The sequence below is a fragment of the Cutibacterium sp. LaCa_255 genome, from assembly GCF_057458005.1.
In genome coordinates, this window is record NZ_CP190956.1 from 1,541,433 (window position 1) to 1,564,863 (window position 23,431).

Genomic DNA, 23,431 nt, shown 5'->3' on the forward strand with positions numbered 1-23,431 from the left:
ACGTTGTCACTGTAATCCCGGTCATCGCGAACGGGACGAGGGCCGGGACTTGCTGGACGACATATCGGATTCGTCCTCCACACCGTCCAAAATCGCAGCCACCTGATCAGCATCCAACAATGGTTCTGCGGTGATGGTCTCGTTGGCCCCGACATGATGGAAAACCGCTCGCACCCGAGACGGATCGATCCCTCGGGCCTGGGCCCATGCCAACCGATAGATGGACAACTGAAGCGGGTCAGCCGACCGTGGCCGCGAGGTTTTCCAGTCAATGACCAGTTCATCGCCGGGATGATCGGGATCGGCCACCACCGCGTCAAGACGCCCACGGACGACGGTGTTCCCAATCGTCATGACGAAAGAGCTCTCCACCGCGAGGACTGTCGCGTCTGCCCACCGACTTTCCTCGAAAGCCTGGCGAAGGGTTCGCAGTGCGTGACCCCCGGCCGACTCTGCCACCGCACTACCCTCGAGTTCCAGGCTGTCCTTCTCAGATTCGTCGATCTCTTCGATGTCAAGGAGCGGGATCGGCTCGGTCGGAGCAAGGCGTTGGCTCACCCACTCGTGGAATGCCGTTCCAATACCGGCTCCCCTGTCTGCAGGTCGGGGCATCGGACGCCGCAGTTCCTCCCGGAACGCCTGTGGATTGGCGTGGAGCCTCACCATCTGCGAGGTGGTCAGTCTCGGCGGAATGACCGCATAATCACTGTCATCGCGCCGACGTCGAGCATCAGCCACCAAGGCATGCGCGTCAGACCGCCACGATGCCACCCGATCAGCGTCCTTGGGATCATCAACAGCTGGGAGATCGGCACCGTCAGGCATCCTGGTGCTGGCCCATGGGATGACGCTCTCATCGGCGAACACCGGCCATGGAGTCCCATCCTGGGTACTGGCCTCAGGTCGCTCGCCAAGCTCTGGCCACGTGACATCGAGCATGGTGGCAAGGAGATCTGCGTACTGGCCGGGTATGTAACAGCCTTGTCGTCGTGAGTCCCATTTGTGCCATGACACGATCAAGCGTTCTTTGGCTCTCGTCAGGGCGACATAGGCGAGCCTGGCCTCTGACCATCGTGAATCGTCCTTGAGAGCCGCGACGTATTCCTTGGCATCGGTCTCACTTCCGGAAACGGGGTGGTTGATCTCACTCGCGTCTCCCCTGGCGAAGGATGGCAGGACAGCGGCCACGGTCACGAAATTATCCGGGCTCAGCTCCGATGGGAACACGCCTTGGGCCATGTCAGGAATGATCACGAACGGCCATTCCAGTCCCTTGGCCCCGTGGACGGTCGATATCGTCACGGCATCGCTGCGGTCTGCGGAGGCTCGGGCAAGGCCATGCCCATGGTCCTCCTCGGCTGCCAGCCATGCGACGATCCCCGCGATCGTCATGTCGGGGTCGCTCCGCCGTATCTCTCGTACTGCGTCCCACAACTCGTCGAGCTGGTCACGACGGGCCAAGCCACGACCTAGGTCGTCGGCAGCCATGTCGTCCACGAGCCCGGTAATTTTTTCGATGTGCAGGATGAGGTCGTCGGGGCTGTCCCCCTGATGGACCTCGACCTCGACGATCTCCGCAGCGAGACGTTTGAGTGCAGATCGCACCCGTTCATCGCCTACCGGTAGACCTTCCATGACAGCGTCGACGAGATGGACGTCGACAGCCTTGGGATCCAGGCCGTCAGCCTCCGCCTGTGTCTTGGCCAAGGTCCGTGCCCGTCGGTGGACCCAAGCAAGATCGTCCGTTCCCAACCCGAATCGAGGGGCAGCGAGCAGGGTCGTCATGGCTGCATCGTCGTGAGGATCGACGAGCAGACGAAGATGAGCCACCACCATGGCAACATCCGGCAGAGACAACAACCCGGAGAGGTTTGCCACTCTCACCGAGATGTCACGAGAGCTCAGCGCATCGTAGAGGTCGGCAATGTCGCCGTTGCGTCTGACCAGGATTGCGGCATCGGACCACCGTGTGATTGCCCCACGTTCTTTGGCCTCCACCAGCATGTCGGCACACGCACGGCACTCATCAACCCAAGTCGGATATGCGGCAACACCGACGTCCCCTTGACGGTTCCCCTCTGGAGCTGCGAGAGGCATCCCCACCGCGAGTTCCACGCGGTCCTCGGCCGCGCTGTCGTCGATAGATTCCATGGACGATGCCAGCGACTCCCGTAGCTCCTCGGATGCCACGTTCGCGGCGTCAATGATCTGATTGGCACATCGTCGATTCGTGGCCAGGGACAACATGGTCGCAGGGCGACCCGTCTCATCCGGAAACCGCCGGTGGAAATCCAAGATGTTGCTCGCGGCCGCTCCACGCCATCCGTAAATGGCCTGCAACGGGTCACCGACAGCCATCACCGGATGACCCATCCCGTGATCAGCATCCGGGCCCGAGAAGAGGGCGGCCAACAGATCAGCCTGCGCCGACGATGTGTCCTGATACTCGTCGAGAAGAACGACACGGTATCGGGCCCTCAATTCCTGCCCGACCCTTGGATGATGTGCGACGAGGTGCAGGGCCTGCAGCATGCGATCGCCGAACTCGACGAATCCGCGCTGCCGTTTGAGATCCCGGTAAGTCTTGACCAGATCGAGTAGGTCCTCACGTTCGTCCACCGTGAGAAGGTTCTTCTTCACACTGGCGTACTGCTCCCCATCGCGTCGTGTCGGTGCATCGACAAGCATCTGGCGCCAACGAGCATCCGCAGCTCGCACCGTATCCTCACTCGCATCGTGTGAGGACATCGCTCCGGCCAGTGACACCACTGCTTGAGCAATCGACGTCGGCGTCAGATGGGCGCCCACCAATGGTGGCCTGTCCAGCTCTGACACAACCTCCGTGGCCAACTGATACGCCCTCGCTCCTGTGATGAGATGAGCACCCGTGTCTATCCCATCCCACGCCCCGTAGTCGGCTACCAGAGTTCCGGCAAAGCTGTCGTACGTCGCCACTGTGGGCCTGGGCTGCTCCGGGGTCAGTAAGCCTGCACTGGTGAGGTTCTTCTCGATCCGCTCCGACAATTCGGATGTGGCCTTGTTGGTGAACGTCAAGCCCAGGATTTCCTCCGGCCTGACCAGCCCACCGGCGACAAGCCAGACCACCCGGGCCGCCATCACTGTCGTCTTACCCGTGCCTGCTCCAGCAATGACGACGCACGGTTTGAGCGGTGCCGTGACGGCCCTCTGCTGTTCAGCTGAGATGGGGATCCCCAGCAGAGATGCAATGTCGACGTCATCGTTCCGGATCTCGTCAGTCGACTCCGTCATGAGGCCCTCCCGCGCTGTCGAGGTACTGCAGTTGAGGAGTCCTTCGGGACCAAGGCCGGGCATCCAGCCCTCGCCGGGCAATGACCGCAACCCTTGTTCGCAATCGCGGTGTACTCACCGGACTTGACGATCTTGACGGCCTTGTCAACGCTCGCCTCAATCCAGTTCTGGCAACCATCAACTGGCTCCGTGCCCTTGGGCCAGGGAACGTCCGAAAGCCCACTCTGGCGGTCGATCTTCGCATTTGCCTGTCCCTTGCCCGCCCCGATCCGAAGATGGACCAATTCCGCGCCACTCACCGACGCCTTCCCAAGACTCGCGACTCCACCGGCGGCGACGACGGCTTGGTAGACACCGATCTGTAGGTGATGGGAGTTCTTCGTTTCAGGAGACTTGCTTGTCCCAGTTTTGAGATCCACCACATAACAGGCGCCTTCTGCGTCTCGTTCGAGCCGGTCTATGCTTCCACGTACTCGAGCCACACCGGACGGAACCTTGATCGTGCCATCGACACGCACCTCAGCACCGATGAGATCTCGATCACGCGAAGCCAACCACCCGTCAAAACGCTTTAGCGCAGCTTTTGCATCGTCGAGCTCGGCCTCTTGCTGCCACTCCGCGGTCAATTCGATGTCCGACCACGACTCCTCCAACTCAGCCAGTGCTCCGGACAGGGACCATTGATCCATGTTCTCCGCACAGATCCGGTGGACAAGGGTACCGATACTTGCCCTGAGGGCGGCACCGTTGCTGGCTCCGGCACGACGAGTCATGAACCACCGTCTCGGGCAGGTGAGCAATTCCCCAATGTGCGAGGCGCCCAACTCGATCTCACCGGTGACATCAGCCTGACGAGGGGCACCCTCACGCCACCAGGTTTGCGGGTCAGCCTGTGGCACGAGAGGCCGTCCGTGGTGCTCTTCACCACGCAAATTATCCAGAAGCTCCTGGGCTTGGACCCGTACCCCGGGTGACTCGGTCTCGTCCGCGACAACTCGACGCAGTTCACCAACGAGCTCGGTAAGGCTGGCGAAGTTCAGGGCATTCGCGCTGTCCTCGAGGTGTGGAATCCCCGTCAACACCCCGGACGGGCGAATGCCCTCATCCGGAGACTCGACTGAGCACAAGAGCAATTGATCTCTCGCGCGCGAACATGCCACAAGCAACAGCCTGGTCTCGGCACGAAGGTTTTCCGACCATCCAGGAACCATCACGGGACCGTCCGGAGACCATCTGTCTGCAGCGACCAGGGAACCAGTGTGGTTGTCGGCAGGCCAGTTGCCTTCTTCCAGTCCGCAGACCGCCACCACGCTGAATTCTCTTCCCTTGACACGATGAGCAGTGACGACGGTGACCCCATCGCGATCTTCATCAGATTCACGAGCGCGGTCTGCTGGAATCTGCTCCCGACTGACCATGTCGATGAGGCGACGTCCTCCCGACACACCAGCCATGGTGCGGGCTGCCTCGGCCATGTCGAAGAGAGAACACAGCCCGTCGAGATCACGATCAGCTGATGCATCCCCGGCCAAGGCGCGACGACGCAGGGCGGACGCCCATGAGCTGCCCTGCCACAAGGCCCACAACGCCTCATGACACGTGCCACCGAGGCGCAAAAGGCTTGCCGAGAGGTGAACTCGCCGGACCAAGGCGGCAAGCGGTTCGGCCAGAACTCGTAGTCCTGGAGGCACTGTGGTCACATCGCTGTCATCGTGAGCTCCATCACTGACGGCGTCGTCGGCCATTTCTGTCCTCGTCACAGAGCTGCTCGCATCCGCGGCCAGCTCCTGCAACACCTCCCAATTCAGCTCCTCCCGGCGAACGAGTCGGCACCAGGTTTCGAGGCGATGAACGACAGTGAGATCGATTCCTGCCAATGGGTTCGTGATCAGGGCCGACACTTCTCGCCGGCCCGGTTGGGTTCCTGTTGCGAGATAGACCGCCACCTCAAGAGCATTGAGGATCTGAGTGACGGCGTGGACGTCGGACAACGCGTGCTCATCCCGCGAGCGCAAGACCGGTATGCCCTGAGAGGCAAGGATCGTCGCGATCACTCCCAGCTCAGCGCCATGACGGGTCACCACCGCCATCTCACTCCAAGGGACGCCATCGGCCACGTGAGCATGGCGAAGACTTCCAGCGACCTTTCTCACCAGGCGAGTGGCGCTGCCAGCTCGAACGGCGGCTACCGTTCCCGCGTCTGTGGCCGCGGCGTTGTTTGCCCGCCGTCTCAGACGGCTGGAGGACGGTATCGCTGGCATTCCTGCACGCAACGACTCAACGACGTCGGCAACATGCGCATGATTACGGTAATTGATCGTCAGGTGGTGAATCGACACGTCCGGGAACTCATCGATCAGATCGTCGAGGCGTTCCGCGGCTGCTCCTCGAAAACCGTAGACGGTCTGGTCCGGATCGGCGGTCAGCACACAAGGAACATGGCATTGCGCAATCTGGGCAATGAGGCGAATCTGAGACGGATCGCACTCGGTCAGATCGTCGCACACCAGCAGCTTGACCCGTGACCTCACGTCGATGGCCGCACCTGGACGGGTCAAGGCGATCCGAGCACGATGCACCGCCTCGGCGTAATCCACTGCCCCCTCCAGATCAAGAACGTCCAGATAATCCGTCAGGAATGGTCCCAAAACCTGCCATTCCGGCACGCCCCAGGTCATCCCCGCAGCAGTGAGGTCCTGCGGGTCGCATCCTTCTTGACGAAGTCGCGCCGCCATGACACGCACGTCAGACGCGAATTGAGAGGTCTGTGCGCATGCCTGCAGCTCCTCGGGCCAGTCCGTCATGTCACGAGCCGCAAGAAGCTCTCTGATACGAAACTCCTGCTCAGGAGCGGTCAACAGCCGTCCCGAGAAATGTCGAGATCCAAGAATGCGCCGGGCCAACGCGTGAACCGTCATGACATGAGGGTCCAGATGAGCGCCTCCGAGTCGTCGTACGAGGCCATTGCGCAATGTCTGGGCAGCCGGTCTTGTCTGGCCGAGCAGCAGGATGTCGGACAGGGAGCCGCCAGCTTCGACGTACTGCGCGGCCACCTCAAGACACAGACCCGTCCGTCCGGTGCCCGGCCCTCCCATGACGAGGACCGTGCCGGCGTCATCATTGAGCACCCGCACCTGAGCGTCATCCCATCCATGCATGGCACACATCCCACCACCGACCTGCGACAGCATTGCCGTCCGGCTGGGTCTTTTCCACAGAACAACGACGTCAGCAGTCATTTCCTGGTCTCATCGGCCCACCATGTGAAAGGGTAGAAGAGCTGTCTCATCCCCATGGGACGCGTCCGCATGTTCGTAGTTGGTCATGAACCTCGACGGTAGACATGGGTCTACCGCGATCGCCACACCACGTCGAGCGCTGCACCCGGATACAGCCGGAGCCCTGCGGAGAACAATTACCCAGTCTGAGGACCTTCATGAATGAATCGGACCAGTCATCGACCGAAATCGTGACGCCCGATACCTCCGCCATCTCGCGAGTGGACCTCACCGAGCGAGCCGCAGCTCGTGGAGATGTTGCCTGCGCCTCACACATCGGACTACGTCATGAAACGAACCAGGACGCGGCAGCCCTCGGCATCGACAGTTCTGGGCGTCATATCGTCCTTGTCGTCGCTGATGGTGTCTCGTCGACCGAGGGTGCAGAGGAATGCGCCAGAATCGCATCTCACACCGCGCGCGATTACCTGACGGCGACAATGGACCAGGGGATGCCAGCCAACGACGATGACATCGTCACCCTCTTCGAGCGAGCATTCCGAAAGGCGCACGAGGCTGTGGTGAGCGAATCGCGTCCTATTGGTGCGTGCACTCTTGCCGTCGCCGTTGCGACACAAGAACGCATTGTCGTGGGCAATATCGGTGACACCCGAACCTACTGGTTCCCTGATGACGGTAACTGTGTCCGGCTGTCCATCGATGATTCCATGGCCCAGGCACAAATGGATCTGGGAATGTCTCGGGAAGAGGCAGAGGCGGGGATCGGCGCCCATGCCATCACGAAGTGGCTCGGCGCCTCCGCCACCGACCTCGCTCCCCGCGTCATGGCCTATCAGCCACAGCATTCCGGATGGCTCCTGGTGTGCAGTGACGGATTGTGGAATCACGTTCCCGATCCGGACGACTTGACCACGCTCGTCACTGATCTCGCGGGCACGGCGCGAAAAAATGACCAGGGTCGTCCCGACCCAGCAGATCTCGCGGCCGGACTCATTGCGCACGCCAACGCGTGCGGCGGTCATGACAACATCACTGTGGCGCTGTGGCGTCGGGACGCTTGATCCAACGGTAGATTTGTCGTCATGGAGATCAAGATCGGCATCGTCAACACCGCAACCGAAGTCAGCATCGACGCTCAGGAAAGCGCTGGATCCATTGAGCAGCAGCTCAAGGACAGCCTCAGCCAGCCCGACGCCGTCCTCACCCTGACGGATGCCAAGGGCCGCAAGGTTCTCGTTCCCGCCCGTGGGATCGCCTACCTCGACCTGGGGCAGCCCAACAGCCGTCAGGTCGGGTTTGGGACTCTCTGAACTCGGTCACGGTTGAAAGTCATGGCAGCTTCGGGTCATTCCGGAAGCTGCCATTGTCATCTACCACTCGAGGCCACTCGCCGTTTCGTCAATCACGGTTCGAGGCCGAGATCGATCATGCGTTCGTCATGGGCGTTCAACACACCAGCCATCACCTCATTGATGAGGTCGAGATCATCGAACTCTCCCCCACCAGCTTTCGTCAGGGCCGCGGTCAGCGCCTGATGACGGGCAAAGAGCCGTTGGGCCACCGACAGCACCTCTCCCACGAGACGTCGTGCGAACAGAGATTCTGCCGATTTGTCACGTTGCCCGGCGATGATGTGACGCATCGCGGCATCCCATCTCACGCGGCTCCCCGTACCGCGACCGAGCCACGGGCCGAAAGAGCCGCAGGCCGGACGAAGTTCGGGTGCGAGATTCGGCTCGACCCGGTCCAGGAAATCGGCGATGAGATCAACGACGATGTGGTCGCGCAGCAACACCTGGGACCAAGACTGGGAGGGCACGTACTCCTCCACGGACCCGATGAGGGGTTCCGTCTCTGCCAGAACCGTGCGATCCGTCAGATGGGTTCTGGCTTCGGCCAAGATCTGCTGAATCTCAGCACTGCGATCAACGATGAGGAACCGTTCGGACAGGCTGGGAGCCAGGACCATGCCGGACACCGTTGCGGAGAATCCATGCAAGGCACAGGACGCTGCGACGGACCAGAAGATCGTCACAACCGAGGAGTCGTTGGGGTTCGTGTCGTCAATGCTCACGCCAACAGGTTAGAGGGTCGACGACACTGGAGGTAGGATGCTCAATGGTGTGTCGACCGCGTCACCTCGCAGGTCCACACCGCACGTGACATCGTCGCAGAACAGAGTTCCGCGCGACGACATCACGAGGAACGACTACGAAGAATGACACAGGGCCTTGACGGGCCCACGCACGAAGAGGCCAAGACACTGACCGAGACCACTGTTTCCATTTCCACCTCTTTCGCCGATCTCGGCGTCCGAGAAGACATCTGCCAGGCGCTGGAGGGGGTGGGGATCGTCTCTCCCTTCCCCATCCAGGCCATGTCCATCCCGATTTCCATTCAGGGCACCGATCTCATAGGCCAGGCCCGCACGGGCACCGGCAAGACGCTCGCCTTCGGCATCACCGTCCTGCAGCGCATCACCCTGCCCGGAGATGACGACTGGGAGGAGTTCGAACACACGGGCAGGCCCCAGGCACTGGTGATGTGCCCGACCCGGGAGCTCGCCCTACAGGTGTCTAAGGACATCTCGACCGCCGCCTCGGTGCGCGGCGCGCGGGTCCTCACCGTCTATGGCGGCGTCGGCTACGAACCACAGATCGACGCTCTGAAGGCCGGGGTCGACGTCGTCGTCGGCACCCCCGGACGTCTTCTGGACCTCTCCCAGCGCAAGGACCTCGACCTGTCCCACGTGCGCATCGTCGTTCTCGACGAAGCTGACGAGATGCTTGACCTGGGCTTCCTGCCCGACGTCGAGAACCTCATCGGGCGCACCCCTACCTCTCGCCAGACCATGCTCTTCTCGGCCACCATGCCGGCACCGATCATGGCTCTGGCCCGTTCCCAGCTGAACCGTCCGGTACACGTGCGTGCCGAGGGTGCCGACGCCCAGGCCACCGTTCCGGACACCCAGCAGTTCGTCTACCAGGCTCATCCGATGGACAAGATCGAGGTCATCGGGCGCATCCTGCAGTCCCACGATGTCGAGAAGGTCATCATCTTCTGCCGTACCAAGCGCACCTGCCAGCGTCTGGCCGACGACCTCGACGACCGTGGCTTTAAGGCTCGGGCCATCCATGGCGACCTGACCCAGGTCGCTCGCGAAAAGGCCCTCAAGAAGTTCCGCAACGGCGACGCCACCATCCTCGTCGCCACTGACGTCGCTGCACGTGGCATTGACGTCACAGGGGTCTCCCACGTCATCAACCACGAGTGCCCCGAGGACGAGAAGACCTACGTCCACCGTATTGGCCGTACCGGACGTGCCGGTGCCAAGGGCGTGGCCGTCACCCTCGTTGACTGGGCTGACGTCACTCGCTGGAACCTCATCAACAAGGCACTGGACCTCGAGATCCCCGAGCCCATCGAGACCTACTCGACCTCCCCACATCTCTACACCGACCTCGACATCCCGGAAGGCACCAAGGGTGCTTTGCCCGGCGCCGAGAAGCGTGAGCGTCATCACCACAAGCGTGACGACAAGCACGACGGCCATCACAGACATGGTGATCGCAGTGGGGGCCGTCGTTCCCGCGAGGATTCCACGGACGATGGCACGCCGCGCCGCAAGCGCACCCGTCGCCGCAACGGCAAGGTGATCCGCGGTGGTGACGAGGTCGGCAGCGCGCACGGCAGGCATGAGGCCAAGGAACACAAGAAGGCTCCCGAGAAGGACGCTGCTTCCGCCAAGGAGCAGGCACCCAGGAAGAAGGCCAGCACGAAGACCGTTGGCGATAAGGGGACTGGCGCTGTCCCGCGCCGCCGCAGGGCACGTCGGTCCCTTGTGAGTTCGGACTGAACACAGAACGAGGCACGGACATCATGTCCGTGCCTCGCTTCATATCACCAGATTCAGTAGACCATCCTCATGGCTGTCCGCACCTCAGCGAGAGTCTGGTCGGCGACGGCGTTGGCACGCTCATTTCCTTCCCGGAGCACCTCGCGCAGGTGGCCCTCGTCAGCAGCGAGTTCAGCACGACGCTCACGAATCGGGGCGAAGTAGTCGTTGAGAGAGGCGGTGAGACGCTTCTTGAGGGTACCCGAGCCACCGTCACCGATCTCCTCGGCAATGGCAGCGGGATCATCGTTCTCGCACAAGGCTGTGAGCAGCAACAGGTTCGAGACCTCGGGACGGTTCTCCGGATCCCACGTGATGTGGCGCTCGGCGTCCGTCTTGGCCTTCTTGATGAGCTTGGCGGTCTGGTCGGCGGTCATGCCGATCTCGATGGTGTTGCCCTTCGACTTGCTCATCTTCGTGCCATCGAGACCCAACACGTGCGGGGTGGCGGAAAGCAGCGCCTCCGGCTCGGGGAAGACCGGCTTGGAGGCATCGGCTCGCCCGTACCTCTCGTCGAAGCGACGAGCGATGACGCGGGTCTGCTCGATGTGTGGCAGTTGGTCACGGCCGACCGGGACGAGGTTGGCCTTGCAGAAGAGGATGTCGGCAGCCTGGTGCACCGGGAAGGTGAGCATGAGACCCGACATCGGGCGGTCCGAGGTGGCCAGCTCGTCCTTGACAGTCGGGTTACGACGCAGCTCCGCGTCGGTCACTAGCGACAGGAAGGGCAGCAGCAGCTGGTTGAGGGCAGGCAGGGCCGAGTGGGTGAAGATCGTGGTACGGACCGGGTCGATACCGATGGCAAGGTAATCGGCGATGTTCGACATGACATTGGCCTGCAACTCGCCGACGCCGTCACGGTCATAGATGACCTGGTAATCAGCGATGACGAGGAAGGACTCGATTCCCTCGTCCTGCAGACGCACCCGATTGGCCAGGGAGCCGAAGTAGTGACCGATGTGGAGACTTCCGGTGGGACGATCCCCGGTGAGAAGCCGCCATTTCTCCGGATGGACGGCCAGATCGGTCTCAACCTTGTCACTGCGGGCCTGCGAGCGCGCCAAGGTGGCAGCGTTCGATCCGATTTCGGAGACGTCGCTAGTCATCGAAAATCCTTCCTCGCCGCCCACCTCGGCGACGAGGCGACGCCGCCGGGCAGGGCGGCCGTCACATCGTCAGTGCCGCACGCAGCGACGCCACCACGAGGTGGCATTCGCAGGTGCAGTCGTCATGTCGGTCACTGTAGCAGTCTCACCGGACGCGAAGAACTCCACCACGCAGCTGGATCCTCGTCACGAGCTCTCGGTAGGCGGTCTCACGGGTGAGATTGCATCCCAGCTCGTGGTCCTTCTTGCCCGAGCCGTGGTAATCGCTCGCTCCGGTCCGGACCAACCCGAGCCGTCCTCCCAGATCGAAGAGCATTCGGCGGGCTGCCTGGTCGTGGTCCTGGTGCTCCACCTCGATTCCGTCGAGCTGATGATAGGCAGACAACGACGCGATCACCTGCGGGGTGAGGACCTGCTGGGCTCCCCTGCCCCACGGATGTGCTAGGACGGCGACGCCGCCGGCGTCGTGGATGAGGTCGATGCCCTCTTCCAACGCCACGCTGTGCCGTGGAACATAGGCGGGCTTGCCGTCAGCGAGCCAGTCTCGGAAAGCCTCGTCACGGTCTTCGACGTAGCCCTTAGCCACCATCGCGTCCGCTACATGGGGCCGACCCAGGCTCGAGGCCGAACCGGCCGCTCGATGGACGTCCGCCGTCGTCACCGACATTCCGACCTCGGCGAGTATCTGACAGATGGCGTCCAGACGCCCAACTCGCGAATCCCGCGTGATCTGCAGCTCCCTGCCCAGAGCTGGATCGTCAGGATGCGGCCCGTAACCGAGAAGGTGAACGTCACGACCACCAATGTGGCACGTCATCTCGAGGCCAGGAAGCAGCCGGACGCCGAACCGTTGTCCGGCTGCCTGAGCCTCCTCCAGCCCATCGAAGGTGTCATGATCAGTCAGGGCGATGACGTCCAGACCGCTCGTGGCAGCTTTCATCACGAGGCGGGTCGGGGAATCCGTCCCATCCGAGATCGTGGAATGGGTGTGGAGATCAATTCTCACTGCTTGGCCTCCTGGCCCACGGAGGACCGCAGGTCACTGACCATCACGACGCAGTGCGCTAGATCCGGGGTTGTCGTCATCGCTTCAACAATACGTCCACCATCGACCAGAACGTTTGCCGTTCCAATCTCAAGGGCCCGACGCGTTGCCTCGGACATCACCTGAAGGAGATCCTCGCGGAGGCTTGCCCGCACTCGGGCATCCGTCGGACGGTCCTGGGGAAGCTGTTCGACGAGATGGGTCAGGCGGGTCATGTCCACCCTGCGCGCCAGCGTCAAGTATGCCTCGGCGACTTCGTCGAGAGGATGACCTTCGTCAGAGATCTCGACGACGCTCAACAGCACTGAACCCCAGTCGTGAGAGGCGACCACAGCGGCATCTGCACGATCGAGTCCCAACTCGGTGACATCATCAACCTTCTCCTGCCACTCGTCGGCACTGTCGCCCAGCAGGTCGGAGAGCTTGTCGACGAGTTTGGCGACGCCCGGACGGTAGGTCTCGATCGTGGCAGAGATGTTGTCCGCACCACCGTGGTTGAGGAACCACCTCGTGGCGTCCATGGCGAGATCTCGAAGAGCGAGCCTGATCTCGGCAGTACGGGCTGCGTCCAGTCCGAGGTGGGTGAGGTTCGTCTCCACCCTGCCCAGTCCGAAGACCGATCGGGCCGCCAGCTGGCAACGGATGACCTGAGCGATGTCTGCCCCGGTCTGCAGATGCAAGCGGTGGAAAGCCGTAATGCCCTGGGAGTCAACGAACCTGTTGACGGCTTCGGTAGTGATGATCTCCCGGTGCAGCCGGTGATCTGGCATCCGATCAGCGAACCTCTCACGCAGCAGCGGCGGGAAGTAGCCCACCAAGCGATCCGCCACGAAGGGATCTTCTGGAAGATCCGTGGCAAGCACGGCATCGCACAGGGCGATCTTCGTCCACGCGAGCAGGGTGCACAGCTCCGGGCTGGCAAGCCCCTCCCCTGCGGCCATTCGACGATTCATCTCAGCGGTCAACGGCATGGTGTCGACGACGCGATCAAGATGGCCAGACTCCTCGAGTTCGCACATCCAGGCTTCCAGGACTCCAGGAGTCGGCCCTGACGGGCTCACCGCATTGGCCAGCGCGAGGTTCTGAGAACGGTTGTGCCGCAATACCAGGGTAGCGACGTCGTCAGCCATGGCAGGCAGGAGTTCGTCGCGTTCCTCAGCGCTGAGGCGGCCAGCAGCCACCTCAGCATCAAGCAGGATCTTGATGTTGACCTCATGATCAGAGGTGTCGACGCCGGCAGAATTGTCGATGAAATCGGTGTTGATTCGGCCACCGTTTCGGGCGTATTCGATGCGGCCTGCCTGCGTCCATCCCAGGTTTCCGCCTTCGCCAGCAGCCCTGGCCCGCACGTCCTTGGCCGTGATGCGAACCGGATCATTGGCGCGGTCGCCGACCTGGGCGTCGGTCTCACTCGTGGCGCGTACGTAGGTTCCGATTCCACCATTCCACAGCAGGTCAACCGGAGCCCGCAGGATCGCTGAGATGAGATTGTCAGGGGTCATCCTCTTGACGGAGCCGTCGATGCCGAGGGCCTCGCGCATCTGCTGGCTCACCGGAATCGACTTCAAGGTGCGATCCCAGACGCCGCCGCCCTCGGAGATGAGGGACGAGTCGTAATCGCCCCAGCTCGAGCGCGGAAGATCGAAGAGGCGACGACGCTCCTGCCAGGACGCGGCAGGATCCGGGTTCGGGTCGACGAAGACGTGACGGTGGTTGAAAGCTGCCACCAGCTTGATGTGCTTGCTCAGCAACATGCCATTGCCGAAGACGTCACCGGACATGTCGCCGATACCGACGCAGGTGAAGTCGTCAGCCGACTGGTCGATACCCAGGTCGGCGAGATGCCGGGTCACCGACTCCCAGGCGCCGCGGGCCGTGATGCCCATGGCCTTGTGGTCGTAACCATGGGATCCACCCGAGGCGAAGGCGTCACCGAGCCAGAACCCGTGCTCCGCGGCAATTGAGTTCGCGGTGTCGGAGAAAGTGGCAGTGCCCTTGTCAGCGGCAACGACGAGGTAGGGATCGTCCCCGTCGTGGCGCACCACGTGGTCAGGGGCGACGACCCTGCCCTCGACGACGTTGTCGGTCAGGGACAGCAGCGACGAGACGAAGATGCGATAGCACTCCTTGCCTTCCTCTGCCCAGCCCGCGCGGTCGGTCGTGGGATCGGGCAGATGGGCGGGAACGAAGCCGCCCTTGGCGCCCGCAGGCACGATGACCGAGTTCTTGACCATCTGGGCCTTGACCAGGCCGAGGACCTCGGTACGGAAGTCCTCGGGACGATCCGACCAACGCAGGCCTCCTCTCGCCACCGCACCGAAACGCAGATGAGTTCCGGAGACCCTCGGCGAATTGACGAAGATCTCGAACTTGGGTCGTGGGGCTGGGGCGAAGTCAAGCTCACCTGGACGCACCTTGAAGGCCAGCGCTCGGCGATCCTTCTGCCACCAGTTGGTGCGGATCATGGCCTTGATGACGGCATGCATCATGCGCAAGATGCGATCGTGATCAAGGGAGGCGACGTCGTCCAGATCAGAAAGGAAAGCCTGTGACAGCTCCTCCACCTTGGCCAACCGCTCGGCTCCGGCATCGACCCCGTCATCGTAAGCCGACGGATCGAACTTGGCCTCGACGATCCTCACGAGGTCCCCTGCCAGATTCGGGTTCGCCCGTAGTGCCTTCGCCATGTAGGTCTGGGAGAATGGGCTACCAACCTGCCGGAGGTAACGAGCGATACAGCGCAACATGGCCACCTGGGACCAGGACAAGCCCGCCTCGGTCACGAGGCCCGAGAACGTGTCGGATTCGCACTTCCCAAGCCAGGACGCGGCAAACGCCTCGGTGAAACGATGTCGCTCGGATTCCTTCCACAGCTCACCGGGGGCCTGCAGGCCAAGGTCGAACAGCCAGATCTCCCGACCGCGCAGAACAATCCGGTGCGGATGCTCATCGACGATCTGGACGCCAAGGCTCGACAGGTGCGGCATGACCTGGGACAGCGTCATCGGCGCGTGCTGATTGAAGATCTTGAGGCGCAGGTCGGAAGGATCGGCGGGGTCATCCGGACGGTACATGACCAGGCCCAGGTCGTCCTCAGCCAACCCGTTGAGCAGTTCGAGGTCCAGAATGCCCTGCTTGGCCGTGAATTCCTGCTTGTACTCGGGTCCGAAGTCAATTCCACGTCGGTCGCTCTCAATGCTGCTGGCCAGGGCAATGAACTCGTCATCCCAGTTCGAGGTGGCGTCAGCGAGCTCTGCCTGCAGTTCCGCATCATCAACCGGAGGAAGGACCTCACCGTCAGGGACCTTGGCAGTCAAGATGATCCTGACCAGGGAGGACTCACCCATCATGATGGTCGAGTCGAACTCGACCGCGCCGGTCCGCTTGGCGACGATTCCCTCGACGACGCCAACAGTGCTGGCGTCGAAACGGTCGGCCGGGACGAAGACCAACAGGTGGAAGAACCGGCCCCACGGACCGCGGCGGACCAGTGCCCGAAGGCGCTGCTTCTCGCGCAGGTCGACGATCGTCATGATGAGCGGCACGAGCTCTTCGGCCGAGGCCTCGAAAAGGGCGTCACGTGGGAACTCGGCGATGGTACGAATGACCGCCTTGCCGCCATGGGAGTTGGCTCGGTATCCCGAGAGTGCGAGCATACGGGAGGCCTTGGCGCGAAGGACCGGGATGTGCGTCACCGACTCGGTGTATGCGGCCGACCCCAGCAGACCGATGAAGCGGTGCTCAGCGACGACGGTGCCGTGTTCGTCACGGATTCGCACGCCAACGTAATCCCGGTATCCATTGCGCTGCACGGTGGAACGAACCGAGTCCTTCGTGACGACGATGGTGGATTGATCCTCGCTGTGAGGGACCGCATCGAAGCGCGGCCCGTCATCGGTGATGCCCAGCCGGGTACCGGGTACTGGCGTCATGGTGTCCCCGTCGACCCGGAACTCCTCGTACGACAAGTACATAAAATGGTCATCGGCCAACCATTCCAGGAGCTCACGCGTCGAGTCACGATCATCGGCGCGCCCTTGGGAAGCACTCACCACCTCAGCGGTCCGCAACATCGCCTCTTGCATCGCCGCCCAATCGTCCGTGGCCCGAACAACCTGGTCAAGGCAGCTGTGAAGATCCTCATCGAGCTGCTTGGCAGCCTCGCCAGTGTCAACACCAATCGGCGCCGTGGCATCGATGTGAATCCAGGACTCCGGCTCGCAGCCCTCGCGTCCGGGAGTTCCGACACTCTCAACAGCTCCCTCGGCGTTGCGCTTGACACCGAAAATCGGGTGCCGAACGTCCTCAACTCGCCACCCATGACGAAGCAGGCACGACACGACGGTGTCGACGAGGAAGGGACGGTCATCCATGACGACCTGCACCGAGTTGACCTGACCGTCAGACCACGGCGGAGCGATGCTAACGTCGACGCGAACCGGTCCAGGCTTCACGGCAACCTTCACCTGCCGTTCCATCGCCTGACGAATCACCTCTTCACAGCAGTGATCTCCAGTGGCGTGCTGCTCCAGCACCGATGCCACGAGAGCCGGGATGACTTTCTCCATCTCTGACACGATCAGGTCACCTTCGTCATGGTCACGGGGCCACCTCAACGTGGTCCTCGATGAGAACTCTACAAGGGTTTATGCCTTCGCGTGAACCACCGAACAAGGTCGTTTGCGAGGTGTGTCGCAAACGTCCGGCATCATGGTGACATGGACATCAATTCACGGGCCCATTTCGACGCAACCCCTGATCAAGTCGTCGCCATGATGACCGATCCGGCATGGTGGCAGGACGTCCACCGACGCGCCGGGGCCACCACCAGCAATGCCGTCGTCACGGGGGATTCGTTGAGCCTGGACGTGGCCGTGCCCGCTCCCAGCCAGGTGACGAAGTTCGTCGGCTCCACCCTCACCGCCAAGCAGACCGTGTGGTGGCAGCCCGCCAATCCTGATGGATCGAGAGAGGGCTCCTTGCAGATCGTTCCTCAGGGCATGCGGGCGAAGGCAGACGGACACGTCTCCGTGCGTCCCGACGTCACCGGAACTGAGGTCATGTACACCGGTACCTTCACCGTGTCGGTCCCGCTGGTGGGCAAGAAACTAGAAAAGGCTGCGGCCCCACACATCACTCAGGCCTTCGACATGCAGCAGCGGGCGGGCGACGACTGGTTGGCCTCCCACTGAGGCCAACCCCACCCGTCGCGGCGGTCCGTCACTCCAATCCGGGAAAACCCTCGGGGTCGGTGTCGGCCGCCGGAAGCTCCTCGGTGATGTCATGCCACGACAACTCGTGCTCACCGATGAGAGTCTGAACGGCGACGTCATTCCAGGCATCGTCGATGATCATGCCCTTGACGTCCGCGGCAGCATCCTTGGAGTCGGCGTCGTCATCGTCGGCAAACCACGCCGTGATCTGCGAGGGCTCGAGACGGGTCAGCGTCACTCCGCCGTTGTCGACCTCTTCGTGCTCTGCAATTTGCTCGGCAGGGACATGGGCGACGAGAACCAGTCGACGACCGGTATGGGTCAGGCCCCATACCGAACCGATGACCATAGCAGCATGTTCGGTTTCCTCGGGATCAGTGACGTCGAGGATGACACGAAGCTCCTCGGTGACCGTGAAGGCCGTCACCTGTTCTCCCGGCGCGGCAACGAGCTCACGAGCCCGTTGCGCATTGGTTGGGATGAAAACGATGGTGGACGTCGACAATTGAACCCTCCTTGGTCAGCGTGACCCCTGATGCATCGTCCACGGTACTCAGATGCGGACGGGAATCATATATTGGCTCGCGTCGTCCCAGATGACGACATCGTTAGCTCGCTCGAGTTATCCACAGATTTGCGCATCAACCCTTCCCGAGGAAGGCAGCGTGAACTGTTCTAGAGCCCATGACGACCACATCAGCGCCCATTCCCCTTGATTCGGCCCGGCCACATCATTCGGACATCTTCCTGGAGCTCGACCGGGACTGGTGGCCGGACGAATTGCGCGTCGTCTCGTCATCACCGGTGACGAGCGCCGTGGAAGGCAGCATCCAGGCTCGCCAACAGGCTGTGCGACTGACGCGGGCAATCCACGTCATCATCGTGGAGACGATGGCCGGGCGACGCCCCATGAATCAGCTCATGCGAGCATCCAGCCCTCGTGCTGCGGCAACCATGCGCAAATGGCCCCGGGGACCTGGCTGGAGCCGTATGCTCCTCGTCGGCGAGCCTCAAGTCAGTTTTGACGACGACCACGTGGACGGGGTCGGCCTGATCGATCTGCGTGGCAGGCGGCTCCCGTTGGCCACGAACCTGGTTCAGCACGAGGGTGTCTGGCATCTCGACGCCGTCGAGCTCGTTCTGAACCCCAAGGTGGCCGCGCTCCTCAGCAACAAGCACATCACGCAGGAGGCCGTCGGTATGGCGTGACGAAAACGGCGCCGACACTGTCGTGTCGACGCCGTCCCCGATGTCACATCAGCGCTTCTTGCGGTTCTTCCTCGACTTCTTGGACGCAGACCTCCTCGCGGCCCGGTTTCCCTCCGCCTTGGGATTCTTCGGCGCACCACCTTCAGCAGTCGTCTTGGCGTCACCCTGCTCGTCGGGAGCCGAGTAGCTCAGAGCGCGACGCGGACGGCTCTCCTGGGGCAGCACCGAATCTGCCGTCACCGGCTGTCCTCCGGCGTCGGTCACCAGACCAACCTGCGGACTGGTCTCGATCTCAAGATTGAACAGGAACCCGACGACCTCCTCCTTGAAGGAATCCATCATCGAGTTGAACATGTCGCCGCCCTCACGCTGATACTCGACCAGCGGATCGCGTTGGGCCATCGCACGCAGGCCGATGCCCTCGCGCAGGTAGTCCATCTCGTAGAGGTGCTCGCGCCACTTGCGGTCGAGCACCGTCAGGAGGACCTCACGCTCGAGCTGGCGCATCGTCGCCTCACCGAGCTCGGCCTCGCGACGGTCATAGGCATCCTGGGCATCCGCCTTGAAGTCCTCGACGAGCTCCTCGCTGTCCTGGCAGTCGGCGTACTCGTTGATGTCGAGACCAACGGGGTACACGGTGCCGACCTCGTCCCACATCGCCTCGAGGTCCCAGTCCTCGGAGTAGCCCTGGGTGTACTTGCGCACACCGGCCTCGACGACGCGATCAGTGGTGGCGCGCAGCTCGACCTCGACGTCGGCACCCTCGAGAACCTTGCGACGGTCCCCATAGATGACGTGACGCTGACGGTTCATGACGTCGTCATACTTCAGGACGTTCTTACGCATCTCGAAGTTCTGCGCCTCAACCTGTTTCTGGGCGCTCTCGATCTGACGAGACACCCACTTGGACTCGATCGGCATGTCCTCGGGCATCTTGAGGGTGACCATGGCGCGGTCGATGACCTCAGGCTTGAACAGGCGCATCAGCTCGTCCTGCAAGGACAGGTAGAACCTGGACTCGCCCGGGTCGCCCTGACGGCCGGAACGTCCACGCAACTGGTTGTCGATACGGCGAGACTCGTGACGCTCGGAACCGATGACGTAGAGGCCGCCCAGCTCCTCGACCTCCTCGTGCTCGGCCTTCGACTGCTCCTCGTACCTGGCCAGGGTGTTGTTCCAGGCGGTCTGGTAGGCCTCCTCGTCCTCCACCGGGTCGAGCCCCTTCTCGCGAAGGTCCAGCTCGGTGAGGAATTCTGGGTTACCACCCAAGATGATGTCGGTACCACGACCGGCCATGTTGGTCGAGACCGTCACAGCTCCCTTGCGGCCGGCCAGGGCGACGATCGCCGCCTCGGACTCGTGGTGCTTGGCGTTCAACACCTTGTGGGGAACGCCGGCCCGCTTGAGCTTCTCCGAGAGCAGCTCCGACTTGGCGACGGATGCGGTACCGATGAGGATCGGTTGACCAGCCTCGTGGCGCTCGACGACGTCGGAGATGATGGCGTCGAACTTGGCATCCTCGGTGCGGTAGATGAGGTCCTTCTGGTCCTTGCGGATCATCGGGCGGTTCGTCGGGATCGGGATGACGCCCAGACCGTAGATCTTCTGGAACTCGCTCTCCTCGGTCTTAGCGGTACCCGTCATGCCGGCGAGCTTGTCGTACATGCGGAAGTAGTTCTGCAGGGTGATCGTCGCGAGGGTCTGGTACTCGTCCTTGATCTCGACGTGCTCCTTGGCCTCGAGGGCCTGGTGCAGACCCTCGTTGTAGCGACGCCCTGCCAGGGTACGACCGGTGTGTTCGTCGACGATGAGGACCTCGCCATCGATGATGACGTAGTCCTTGTCGCGGTGGAAGAGCTCCTTGGCCTTGATGGCGTTGTTGAGGTAACCGATGAGAGGAGTGTTTGCCGATTCGTACAGGTTCTGGATACCCAGACGCTCCTCGACGACGTTGATGCCGTGCCCCAGAACGGCCACGGTCCGCTTCTTCTCGTCAACCTCGTAGTCGACGTCGCGTTGAAGTCTCGAGACGATCTTGGCGAATTCCGGGTACCACTGCTTGTTCTCCTCGGCAGGGCCGGAGATGATCAGCGGGGTACGAGCCTCGTCGACGAGGATCGAGTCGACCTCGTCGACGATGGCGAAGTGATGGCCACGCTGCACGCACTCGCTCAAGGAGCTGGCCATGTTGTCGCGCAGGTAGTCGAAGCCGAACTCATTATTCGTGCCGTAGGTGATGTCGGTCTTGTATGCCTCCTTGCGCTCCATCGGAGGCATGTCCGACAGAATCGCCGAGATCGTCAGACCCAGGAAGTGGTGCACACGACCCATCTGCTCGGACTGCACTCGAGCCAGGTAGTCGTTGACGGTGACGACGTGGACGCCCTTGCCGAGCAGTCCCTCGAGGTAGGCGGGGAGAAGACCGACGAGGGTTTTGCCCTCGCCGGTCTTCATCTCGGCGATGTTGCACTGGTACAGGGCCGCACCGCCCATGATCTGAACGTCGAAGTGACGCTTGCCGAGCACTCGCCTGGACGCCTCACGCACCGTCGCGAAGGCCTCCGGAAGCAGCCGGTCCAAGTTCTCGCCGTTATCGAGACGCTGACGGAAGTCGGCGGTCTGTCCCGCCAACTCGTCGTCGCTCATGGCGACGTAGTCCTCCTCGATGCTGTTGACCTGGCCGACAATGCGGTTGAGTCGGCGGATGATCTTGCCTTCACCGGCGTGCAACACGCGATCCATGAGGTTCACGGGGTGGGTCCTTCAAGGAGTAGACGTCGTGTCGTCCGGGCGCATCCCGGACGAGCAGCTCAAGAGAGCTGCCTTCCCCATCCTAGGGGGTTTGCGGCCGAACCAAGAACGCCGCAACCTTTCGTCCTGGCCACGTGAGGGTTGCTGAACCCCTCATGAGTCCATTCCTCACCGTCCTTTCCCGCCATTGACCCGCGACATGAATCGGCGGCGGCGCCAGATTATCTCGCACCGCCGCCGATGTCGTTGTGTCTTGACGATCCAGGAATCACTCGTGGTCAAGATCCAGATGGATCACGCCGTAGTTGTACCCCTTCTTGCGCCGGTAGACGACGCTGGGCTGCTTGGAATCCTGATCGAGGTAGAGGAAGAAGTCGTGCCCGACAAGTTCCATCTCGTCGAGAGCCTGGGCAAGGGTCAGGGGAACGGCTTGGAAGACCTTTTCCTTGACATAGATGGGGCTGTCCCCGGTGACTTCCACGTCGCCCGCGATCTTCCTGGTGGCCAGGATCTCGGGTGCATCATCGGTACTTTCCTCGGGCAAGACGTCCAGGACCTGGGAGACGCGCAAGCCACGACGACTGCGACGACGATCAGCAGCCTTGACGAGCTGGGTGCGGAGTCGATCGGCAGCCATGTCAAAGGCAACCATCTTGTCTTCCGCCTGCCCGACAGCTCGCACCACCGGCCCCTTCGCCCGCAGTGTGATTTCACACGTCATGGCCTGGTCCTTGGACCCCTTGGCGTCCTGGGCAGTGAAAACCACCTCCGCGCGCTGGACCCGGTCCCTGAACTTCTCGACCCCGGAGAGCCTGTCCTCGACCTGGGCGCGCACGTCGTCACTGACGTGGCAGTGCCGTCCCGTAACGATGACATCCATGACAACCTCCTGTATTGGGGTTCGCATCGGTGTTTCCGACGCAGAAACAAATGACACGACCGCGTCCCATCCCCCTCGTGGAGGTCCGGGTACCAATCGGTCGTGCCATGCACCTACGCTAGCCCATAAGAGGGGCTCACAACAGCTGTTTGGCAAGGTTCGACACCCACGCTGACGTGTCGCCCGACAATGTGATCACGCTCGCGTCCAGGTGTGGTCACGGCCATCTCAGTGGGGTCGCAGCATCAGCCAGGACAACCACGGACAGCACTCGCCGCCCGGACCACCCCAAGGCTCTGCACGCCTCGTCGATCGTCGCCCCTGAGGTACGAACGTCGTCGACGAGAATGACATCTCCCTCTCCCGTCGGAGCTCTCATCGACCCGCGCTGATTGGCGCTGCGATCCTCATGGCGAACCTCAAGCTGGTCCGCCACGCGTCGAGTTCGGTGCAAGACCTGGGCGAGGGAGGCATTGGACGCATCCAGAGTTCGCAGAGCTGATCGCGTCATGTCGGCAGCATGATCAGCACCTCGTCGTCGCACAGCCCTCGCCGTCGAGGGAACTGGAACGACGTCAACGTGGCCGGGAACGGCTGCTATCGCCGGAGCGAGCCCATGAGCCAGCCAGTGGCCGAGCTCGTCGGTCAACCATGCCGCACCACGATCCTTGTGAGCTGTGACGATCCCGGGAACAGGACCGTGGTAGCCCATGCAGGCAATGACCGGTGGCGGCCCGTCAACAATGACCCGAGGGGTCGGGTTGATCGCAGACCGACACGCGTCACACAGACCCACGCCCGGCTCCCCACATCCAGGACAGCA

Annotated in this window: 14 protein-coding genes and 2 pseudogenes; 5 read left to right on the forward strand and 11 right to left on the reverse strand. The window is 62.3% G+C overall.

Features of this window, described 5'->3' with window-relative positions:
* Positions 1 to 21 precede the first annotated feature (21 nt).
* The 3 genes and pseudogenes from ACP8ML_RS06945 to ACP8ML_RS06955 form a co-directional block, all read right to left on the reverse strand.
* Positions 22 to 3,270: an ATP-dependent helicase gene (locus ACP8ML_RS06945; protein WP_117189187.1), complete on the reverse strand. Its 3,249-nt coding sequence runs from the start codon at positions 3,268 to 3,270 to the stop codon at positions 22 to 24.
* Positions 3,267 to 4,970: pseudogene (locus tag ACP8ML_RS06950) on the reverse strand (RecB family exonuclease); the annotation flags it as partial. The gene ACP8ML_RS06945 and the pseudogene ACP8ML_RS06950, both read right to left, overlap by 4 nt.
* A 72-nt stretch (positions 4,971 to 5,042) precedes the next feature.
* Positions 5,043 to 6,437 (reverse strand): annotated as a pseudogene (locus ACP8ML_RS06955) (UvrD-helicase domain-containing protein); the annotation flags it as partial.
* Between the two features lie 269 nt (positions 6,438 to 6,706).
* Here ACP8ML_RS06955 and ACP8ML_RS06960 point away from each other — a divergent pair.
* Together ACP8ML_RS06960 and ACP8ML_RS06965 are read left to right on the forward strand one after the other, a co-directional pair.
* The gene (locus tag ACP8ML_RS06960) at positions 6,707 to 7,570 is read left to right on the forward strand and encodes a PP2C family protein-serine/threonine phosphatase (protein ID WP_065674061.1); all 864 of its coding nucleotides are present in this window, start codon (positions 6,707 to 6,709) and stop codon (positions 7,568 to 7,570) included.
* 21 nt (positions 7,571 to 7,591) lie between these two features.
* Positions 7,592 to 7,819 (forward strand): DUF3107 domain-containing protein, encoded by a 228-nt coding sequence (locus ACP8ML_RS06965; RefSeq protein ID WP_065674060.1) that lies wholly within the window; start codon positions 7,592 to 7,594, stop codon positions 7,817 to 7,819.
* Between the two features lie 92 nt (positions 7,820 to 7,911).
* Here ACP8ML_RS06965 and ACP8ML_RS06970 read toward each other — a convergent pair whose 3' ends face one another.
* Positions 7,912 to 8,478: a hypothetical protein gene (locus tag ACP8ML_RS06970; RefSeq protein WP_171048573.1), complete on the reverse strand. Its 567-nt coding sequence runs from the start codon at positions 8,476 to 8,478 to the stop codon at positions 7,912 to 7,914.
* Between the two features lie 249 nt (positions 8,479 to 8,727).
* Between ACP8ML_RS06970 and ACP8ML_RS06975 the strand changes: the two genes are divergently transcribed.
* Positions 8,728 to 10,365, forward strand: coding sequence for a DEAD/DEAH box helicase (locus tag ACP8ML_RS06975; protein WP_117189189.1), 1,638 nt, complete (start codon positions 8,728 to 8,730; stop codon positions 10,363 to 10,365).
* Between the two features lie 53 nt (positions 10,366 to 10,418).
* Here ACP8ML_RS06975 and trpS read toward each other — a convergent pair whose 3' ends face one another.
* The 3 genes from trpS to ACP8ML_RS06990 all read right to left on the reverse strand — a co-directional run bounded on the left by trpS (position 10,419) and on the right by ACP8ML_RS06990 (position 17,123).
* Positions 10,419 to 11,510 carry a tryptophan--tRNA ligase gene (gene trpS, locus ACP8ML_RS06980; RefSeq protein ID WP_117189191.1) on the reverse strand — a complete coding sequence of 364 codons (1,092 nt, stop codon included), beginning with the start codon at positions 11,508 to 11,510 and terminating at the stop codon, positions 10,419 to 10,421.
* 145 nt (positions 11,511 to 11,655) lie between these two features.
* A complete protein-coding gene (locus tag ACP8ML_RS06985; protein WP_065674092.1) occupies positions 11,656 to 12,453 on the reverse strand; it encodes a PHP domain-containing protein in 798 nt (265 codons plus the stop codon).
* Between the two features lie 59 nt (positions 12,454 to 12,512).
* A complete protein-coding gene (locus tag ACP8ML_RS06990; protein ID WP_065674093.1) occupies positions 12,513 to 17,123 on the reverse strand; it encodes an NAD-glutamate dehydrogenase in 4,611 nt (1,536 codons plus the stop codon).
* Between the two features lie 150 nt (positions 17,124 to 17,273).
* Here ACP8ML_RS06990 and ACP8ML_RS06995 point away from each other — a divergent pair, with 150 nt between their 5' ends.
* Complete coding sequence (locus ACP8ML_RS06995) at positions 17,274 to 17,747, forward strand: DUF2505 domain-containing protein (protein WP_065674056.1); 474 nt, start codon at positions 17,274 to 17,276, stop codon at positions 17,745 to 17,747.
* A 28-nt stretch (positions 17,748 to 17,775) separates the two neighbouring features.
* Here the strand turns inward: ACP8ML_RS06995 and ACP8ML_RS07000 are convergent, their stop codons facing one another.
* Entirely contained in the window at positions 17,776 to 18,273 is a 498-nt protein-coding gene (locus tag ACP8ML_RS07000; protein WP_016667780.1) for a DUF6912 family protein, read from the reverse strand.
* A gap of 179 nt (positions 18,274 to 18,452) precedes the next feature.
* Between ACP8ML_RS07000 and ACP8ML_RS07005 the strand changes: the two genes are divergently transcribed.
* A complete protein-coding gene (locus ACP8ML_RS07005; protein ID WP_117189192.1) occupies positions 18,453 to 18,977 on the forward strand; it encodes an Rv3235 family protein in 525 nt (174 codons plus the stop codon).
* A gap of 48 nt (positions 18,978 to 19,025) precedes the next feature.
* On the opposite strand, the gene secA is transcribed toward ACP8ML_RS07005, so the two are convergent.
* The 3 genes from secA to ACP8ML_RS07020 all read right to left on the reverse strand — a co-directional run bounded on the left by secA (position 19,026) and on the right by ACP8ML_RS07020 (position 23,320).
* Entirely contained in the window at positions 19,026 to 21,728 is a 2,703-nt protein-coding gene (secA, locus tag ACP8ML_RS07010) for a preprotein translocase subunit SecA (protein ID WP_442542392.1), read from the reverse strand.
* A 268-nt stretch (positions 21,729 to 21,996) separates the two neighbouring features.
* Positions 21,997 to 22,608, reverse strand: a complete 612-nt coding sequence (gene hpf / locus ACP8ML_RS07015; RefSeq protein WP_016667783.1) for a ribosome hibernation-promoting factor, HPF/YfiA family — start codon at positions 22,606 to 22,608, stop codon at positions 21,997 to 21,999.
* Between the two features lie 217 nt (positions 22,609 to 22,825).
* Positions 22,826 to 23,320 carry a ComF family protein gene (locus tag ACP8ML_RS07020; RefSeq protein ID WP_117189254.1) on the reverse strand — a complete coding sequence of 165 codons (495 nt, stop codon included), beginning with the start codon at positions 23,318 to 23,320 and terminating at the stop codon, positions 22,826 to 22,828.
* Positions 23,321 to 23,431 lie beyond the last annotated feature (111 nt).